6 protein-coding genes are annotated in these 5,984 nt (G+C 71.6%); 1 reads left to right on the top strand and 5 read right to left on the bottom strand.

Going from position 1 to position 5,984, the window contains the following annotated elements; translation table 11 throughout:
- The 5 genes from VFW24_01630 to tig form a co-directional block, all read right to left on the bottom strand.
- Positions 1-498, bottom strand: a 498-nt coding sequence (locus tag VFW24_01630) for a hypothetical protein (protein ID HEX5265449.1), incomplete at its 3' end; no start/stop codon positions are given.
- Positions 495-1,778, bottom strand: a complete 1,284-nt coding sequence (locus tag VFW24_01625) for a hypothetical protein (GenBank protein HEX5265448.1) — start codon at positions 1,776-1,778, stop codon at positions 495-497. The genes VFW24_01625 and VFW24_01630, both read right to left, overlap by 4 nt.
- A gap of 30 nt (positions 1,779-1,808) precedes the next feature.
- A complete protein-coding gene (gene clpX / locus VFW24_01620) occupies positions 1,809-3,083 on the bottom strand; it encodes an ATP-dependent Clp protease ATP-binding subunit ClpX (GenBank protein HEX5265447.1) in 1,275 nt (424 codons plus the stop codon).
- A gap of 16 nt (positions 3,084-3,099) precedes the next feature.
- Positions 3,100-3,732, bottom strand: coding sequence for an ATP-dependent Clp protease proteolytic subunit (locus VFW24_01615; protein ID HEX5265446.1), 633 nt, complete (start codon positions 3,730-3,732; stop codon positions 3,100-3,102).
- On the bottom strand, positions 3,732-5,117 hold the full coding sequence (gene tig / locus VFW24_01610) for a trigger factor (protein ID HEX5265445.1): 1,386 nt from the start codon (positions 5,115-5,117) through the stop codon (positions 3,732-3,734). The genes VFW24_01615 and tig overlap by 1 nt, the downstream gene beginning before the upstream one ends.
- A 280-nt stretch (positions 5,118-5,397) precedes the next feature.
- Between tig and VFW24_01605 the strand changes: the two genes are divergently transcribed.
- On the top strand, positions 5,398-5,984 hold a 587-nt coding region (locus VFW24_01605; protein ID HEX5265444.1), incomplete at its 3' end, for a hypothetical protein.

Here is a 5,984-nt window from a genome sequence, read left to right as displayed (position 1 = left end):
GGTCACGACCGCCACCACCCCGTCGGCCACGTTGGTGGCGTCCCACAGCCCGCCCAGGCCCACCTCGAGCACCCCCACGTCGACCGCCTGGTCGGCGAACCAGCGGAATGCGGCGGCGGTGAGCAGGTCGAAGCGGTGGGGGGCCGCCGTCATCAGGTCCTCGAGGTCGGCCAGGGCCGAGAGGAGGTCGGCGAGGTCGTCGTCGCCCACCGGCGCCCCGTTCCAGGCCAGCCGCTCGTTGACCCGCTGCAGGTCGGGGCTGGTGTAGGTGCCGACCGACAGGCCCCGGGCCATCAGCAGGCTGGTGATCATCCTGGCCGTCGATCCCTTGCCGTTGGTGCCGGTGATGTGGACGACCGGGTAGGCCCGCTGCGGGTCCCCCATCAGGCCGGTCAGCTCCCGGATGCGGTCGAGTGTCGGCGCCTCCTTGCGCCCGCGCATGATCGCCTCGAGGTTGACGTGGCTCTCCAGCCAGGCCAGCGCCTCGGGCAGGTTCACGCCGGCGCTCCCAGGACCGAGAGGGGGCCGGCGTCGACGCGGAGGGCCAGGGCCATGGCGACGGCCAGCCACTGCGGGCCGCCGGCGACGAAGACGGCGCCGTCCCCCCGGACGACCTCGGCCACCCACGCCGCCGCCGCGAACAGCGGGTCGATGACGGCGGGCTCGGGGCGGAGCTCGCCGAAGCAGATCCCGCACGACCCGAGGTCGGCGGAAACCACCCCCACCGTCGCCTTGGCACATTCGGCACACCAGCCCACCGGAAGGGCCACCCCCCTCCACAGCTCCCGCTCCAGGCTCCAGGGCCCGCCCAGCTCCTCGGCGACGACCCAGTGGGGCCCCAGCCGGGCCGCCGCCACGGTGCCGCAGTGGGCACAGACCGTGGCTTCCTCCTCCCGGGTGGTCTGGGCCGCCACCAGCCTCTCGGCGGCCAGCCGCTCCAGGGCCGCCTCCCGGGCGGCGAACGGCGCCGGCTCCTCCTCGAGGACCGGGGCGGCCAGGCCCAGGCGTCCGGCCACCGCGTGGTGGGCGGCGTCGTGGCCCGGGGTCAGGAGGACGGGGGCCCCGATCTCGGGGTCCTCGACGACCGGGACCGGCCGTTCGAGCAAGGGGACGTGGGCGTCCCGGCCGGCCACGGCGGCGCCGGCGACCGTGTAGCCGGGCGGGACCCCGACGGCGGTCACGGCCCCGAGCAGCTCCACGGCGGCGTGCTCGACCTCGAGGGCCAGGCCCCCCGGGAGCGCTCCATCGGGTCCGGGCCCGTCCACGCCCACCGTGAGGACCGGGACCGTGGTCGCGCTCGTGACCGAGGCCAGGTCGTCCCGCCCCAGGCTGCACGCGCAGCGGGGGCAGCGCCACGCCACGGTGTCGGCCCGCTCGACCAGCCCGGCCTCGTACAGGGCCACGAACGCGGCCCGGGCCGGCTGGGCCACCGCGGCCACCACGGCCGGGCTGACGGGCGGGACCACCACGTCCCGGCCCGTGGTCCGCAGGGCGGCGTCGATCTCCCCGGCGGCGGCGGCGGAGGCCCGGCCGGCGCGCTCGGCCAGCTCGCCGGGATCGAGGGCTTCGCGGTCCATGCCCTCCCGGGCCAGGTCCTGCTCCACCGCCCACTGCGAGGCCAGGTCGTCCGCCAGCAGCGGGAGGCACCAGCAGTCCCCCGGCCCGCCGCCCGCCTCCCGGGCCGCGCTCTTCACCACCTCGAGGACCCGTTCCGCAGGCGTGACGAGGGAAAGGGGGGGTGCGACGAGAACCGGCGGGATGCCCCGGAGGTTACCCACGACCGCCGCAGGGGCCGGCGCCCCGGTGGACTACGACGCGGCTCGGCGGGGCCTTTCGACCTTGGGCGTGTCGGTCTTGGGGACCAGCGTCGGGTTCACCCGGTCGAGCACGACCGAGCGGTCGACCACGCACTTGCCGATGTCGGACCGGCTGGGCAGGTCGTACATCACGTCGAGGAGCACCTCCTCGAGGATGGCCCGCAGGCCGCGGGCGCCGGTGCCCCGCAGCAGGGCCTGGTCGGCGATGGCCTCGAGGGCGTCCTCGGTCATCTCCAACTCGACCTGGTCGAGCTCGAACACCCGGTGGTACTGCTTGACCAGGGCGTTCTTGGGCTCCACGAGGATCCGGACCAGGGCCTCCCGGTCGAGGTTGGACACGGCCCCGATGACCGGGAGCCGGCCCACGAACTCGGGGATCAGGCCGAACTTGAGGAGGTCCTCGGGCAGGACGTGGCGCAGGAGCTCGCCCTCGTCCCGCTGCCCGCTGCGGTCGATCTCGGCCCGGAAGCCGATGCCCTTGCGCCCGATTCGGCTCTCGATGATCCGGTCGAGGCCGGCGAAGGCGCCCCCGCAGATGAACAGGATGTTCGTGGTGTCGATCTGGATGAACTCCTGGTGGGGGTGCTTGCGGCCCCCCTGGGGCGGCACCGAGGCGGTGGTGCCCTCCAGGATCTTGAGCAGGGCCTGCTGGACCCCCTCCCCCGAGACGTCCCGGGTGATCGACGGGTTCTCGCTCTTGCGGGCGATCTTGTCGATCTCGTCGATGTAGATGATCCCGGTCTCGGCCTTCTTGACGTCGTAGTCGGCGGCCTGGATCAGCTTGAGCAGGATGTTCTCGACGTCCTCCCCGACGTAGCCGGCCTCGGTCAGGGCGGTGGCGTCGGCGATGGCGAACGGGACGTTCAGCATCCGGGCCAGCGTCTGGGCCAGCAGGGTCTTGCCGCAGCCGGTGGGCCCGAGGAGGAGGATGTTGGATTTGGCCAGCTCGACCTCCCCCTCGTGGTAGGAGCCGGCCTGGACCCGCTTGTAGTGGTTGTAGACGGCGACCGACAGGATCTTCTTGGCGTAGTCCTGACCGATGACGTAGTCGTTCAGGAAGTCGAAGATCTCCCTGGGCTTCGGCAGCTCGTCGAAGCGCAGCTCGGACGACTCAGCGAGCTCCTCCTCGATGATGTCGTTGCAGAGGTCGATGCACTCGTCGCAGATGTAGACGCCCGGCCCGGCGATCAGCTTTTTGACCTGCTTCTGCGACTTGCCGCAGAAGCTGCACTTGACCAGGTCCCCCCCGTCCCCGAACTTCGCCACGAGTTCCGTCTCCCGCCTATGCCACGCCGGCTGCCGCCGGCACGCCCGCCAGCTCGCGAGTCGTGATCACCTCATCGATGATGCCGTACTCGCGGGCCTCGTCCGCGCTCATTATGAAATCCCGGTCGGTGTCCTTCTGGATCTTCTCTATCGGCTGTCCTGTGTCCCGGGAAAGCATCTGATTGAGCAAATCCCTCATCCGGAGGATTTCCTTCGCCTGGAGCTCGATGTCGGTGGCCTGGCCGGCGGCGCCCCCGTAGGGCTGGTGGATCAGGATCCGGGCGTGCGGCAGGGCGAAGCGCTTCCCCGGCGAGCCCCCCGCCAGCAGGATGGCCGCCGCCGAGGCCGCCTGGCCGTAGCAGAACGTCGATTTGTCGGGCTTGACGAATTTCATGGTGTCGTAAATGGCGAAAAGGGCGGTTATGTCCCCGCCCGGGGAGTTGATGTAGAGGTTGATGTCCTTATCGGGATCTTCGTACTCGAGGAAAAGCATTTGTGCGCAGACCAGGTTGGCCACGGTGTCGTCGATCGGGGTCCCGATGAAGATGATCCGCTCCCGGAGGAGCCGGGAGTACAGGTCGTAGGCCCGCTCCCCCCGGTTGCTGGACTCGACCACGGTCGGGACCAGGTAGGAATAGACGGGCTGCATCAGTTGGTGACCTCCGCGGCTTGGGGCTCCGGGTCGGCTGGGGGCTCGGTCTCGGCCTGGAGACTCTCCCCCACCGGGTTCTCGATCTCCAGGAGGGCCCGATCCACCGGCCTCCCCTCCTCGTCGACCACTTCGACGTGGTCCATGAGCCAGGCCAGCGCCTTCCCCTTGCGCAGCTCCGAGAGTAGTGCGTCGGTCCGGTCCGACCCCTCGATCCGGGAGCGCAGGGCCTCGGCCTCGAGCCCGTAGCTTTCGGCCAGGCGGGCCACCTCGTTCTCGACGTCCTCCTCCCCCGCCTCCAGGCTCTCGGCGTCGGCCAGGGCCCGCAGCCCGAGGTCGGCCTTGACCGCCTCGGCCGCGCTGGCCCGCACCTCGTCGAGGAAGCCCTGCTGGTCCTGCCCGATGGCCTCGAGGTACTGGCGGAAGTCGATCTTCTGGGAGTCGAGCCGGTGGCCGAGGTCGTGGAGCTGCTGCTCCATCTCGGCCTGGACGAGGGCATCGGGCATCTCGTCGGGGACCAGCTTGACCAGCGCCTGCAGGGCGGCGTCGCGCAGGCCCATGCGGGCCTGGACCTTGCGCACGGCCTCGAGGCGCTGGCGGATGTCGGCCCGCAGCTCCCCCACCGTGGAGAACTCGGAGGCCTCGGCGGCCCACTCGTCGGTGACCTCGGGCAGGACCTTCTCCTTGACCCCCTTGAGGAGCACCTGGAAGGAGATCTCCCCGTGCCCGGGGGTCTCGGCGTTGAACTTGAGGATGTCCCCGACCCGGGCCCCGCGCAGGTTCTCGTCGAGCTCGGCCACGTAGATCTCCGAGCCCACCTCGTAGGTCAGGTCCCCGGCGGAGAGATCCTCGAAGCGCTCCCCGTGGCGGTAGGCGGTGAGGTCGATGGTGACGTGGTCCCCGTCCCGGGCGGGCCGGCTGGTGTCCTGGAGCTCGGCGAAGGTGTCCCGCAGCCGGTCCACCTGCGCGTCCACGTCCTCGTCGGTCACCTCGGGGCTGGGCACGGTGACCTGCAGGCCGGCGTAGCCGGCGACCGAGACCGTCGGGCGCACCTCGACCACGGCGTCGAAGGTCAGCGGGCCGTCCCGGCCGTCCGATCCGACCTCGATCTCGGGCGGGGCGATGGCGTCGACGTCGTTCTCCCGCACCGCCCGCTGGTAGTACTCGGGGAGGGAGTCGCGCAGCGCCTGCTCCCGGGCGGCGTTGGCTCCGAGCCGGGCCTCGATCACCCGGCGGGGCGCCTTCCCGGGCCGGAACCCGGGGATCCGGACGTCCTGGGCTATCCGCCGGTAGGCGGAGTCGAGCGCGCTCTCGAACTCGGCCTGGTCGACCTCGACGGACAACTTGACCTTGTTGCCCTCGAGGGGCTCGACCACGGTCTTCATACGAGAACAAGGAGTGTAACGGTGGGGAGGGGTGGTCCCGTACCCTGGGGGAGTCCGGTCGCGCCCTTACACTTGGGCCGGACCGGGGAGTGGCGCAGTGGTAGCGCACCTGCTTTGGGGCCGCATACGCGTCCTCGGTGCGCAGCCCTGTGACCTGGATGTCTGAGGCCTTCCCCCTGCGAGGCAGGTGGTTTTCCCCCACATTTCCCCCAAACCTCGCCCGCGCTGACCGATGGCATCACTCGCTCTTGTCGTTGATGGTGATGGTCCCGGCCGGGAGGTGCTGGAGTTCGACTGTGGGGTGCGGGCCTATGAGCCCGCCGACCCCGGCGGCTACTGGCGCCTGCGCTGGGAGGAGGCAGGCCGGCGCCGGGACACCACCGCCCCGAACCAGCAGGCGGCGGTGGACAAGGCCGCCGAGCTGGTCGAGCGCCTGGCCCAGGGCACCCGAACCGAGCTCCTGCGGGCCCGGGGCGCCGAACTGGTGGCCCACTATCTGGACCCGGGCCGGCGCCCAGCGCGAGGGCGGGCCTGGTCGATACGCCACCGCGAGGAACAGGAGTCCCACTGCGCCCGCTTCGTGGTGCCGGTGATCGGGCCGATGGAGTGCTCCCGGCTGACCCGGGTCAACTTACAGGCCGTAGTCGACCTGGCCCCTACCCCCTCGGTGGCCGCCCACCTGCGCCGGTGCCTGTCGGCTCTGGTGGGCGCCGGACTGGAGGAGGGCTACCTCCTGGCCCGCCAGGACGTGCTGCGGGGGGTGCGCTACCGGGGCCCGGAGCCGGTCGAGGAGGTGGCCCGGGCCGTGACCGAAGCCGAGATCCCCACCGCCGGTGCCGTGGCCGCCCTGGCCCGGGCGGCGGCGGA

It is taken from the genome of Acidimicrobiales bacterium (assembly GCA_036273495.1).
GTDB lineage: Bacteria > Actinomycetota > Acidimicrobiia > Acidimicrobiales > JAJPHE01 > DASSEU01.
Note: the sequence above shows the minus strand (reverse complement) of the source record. Positions and strands in the feature narration are given on the sequence as shown.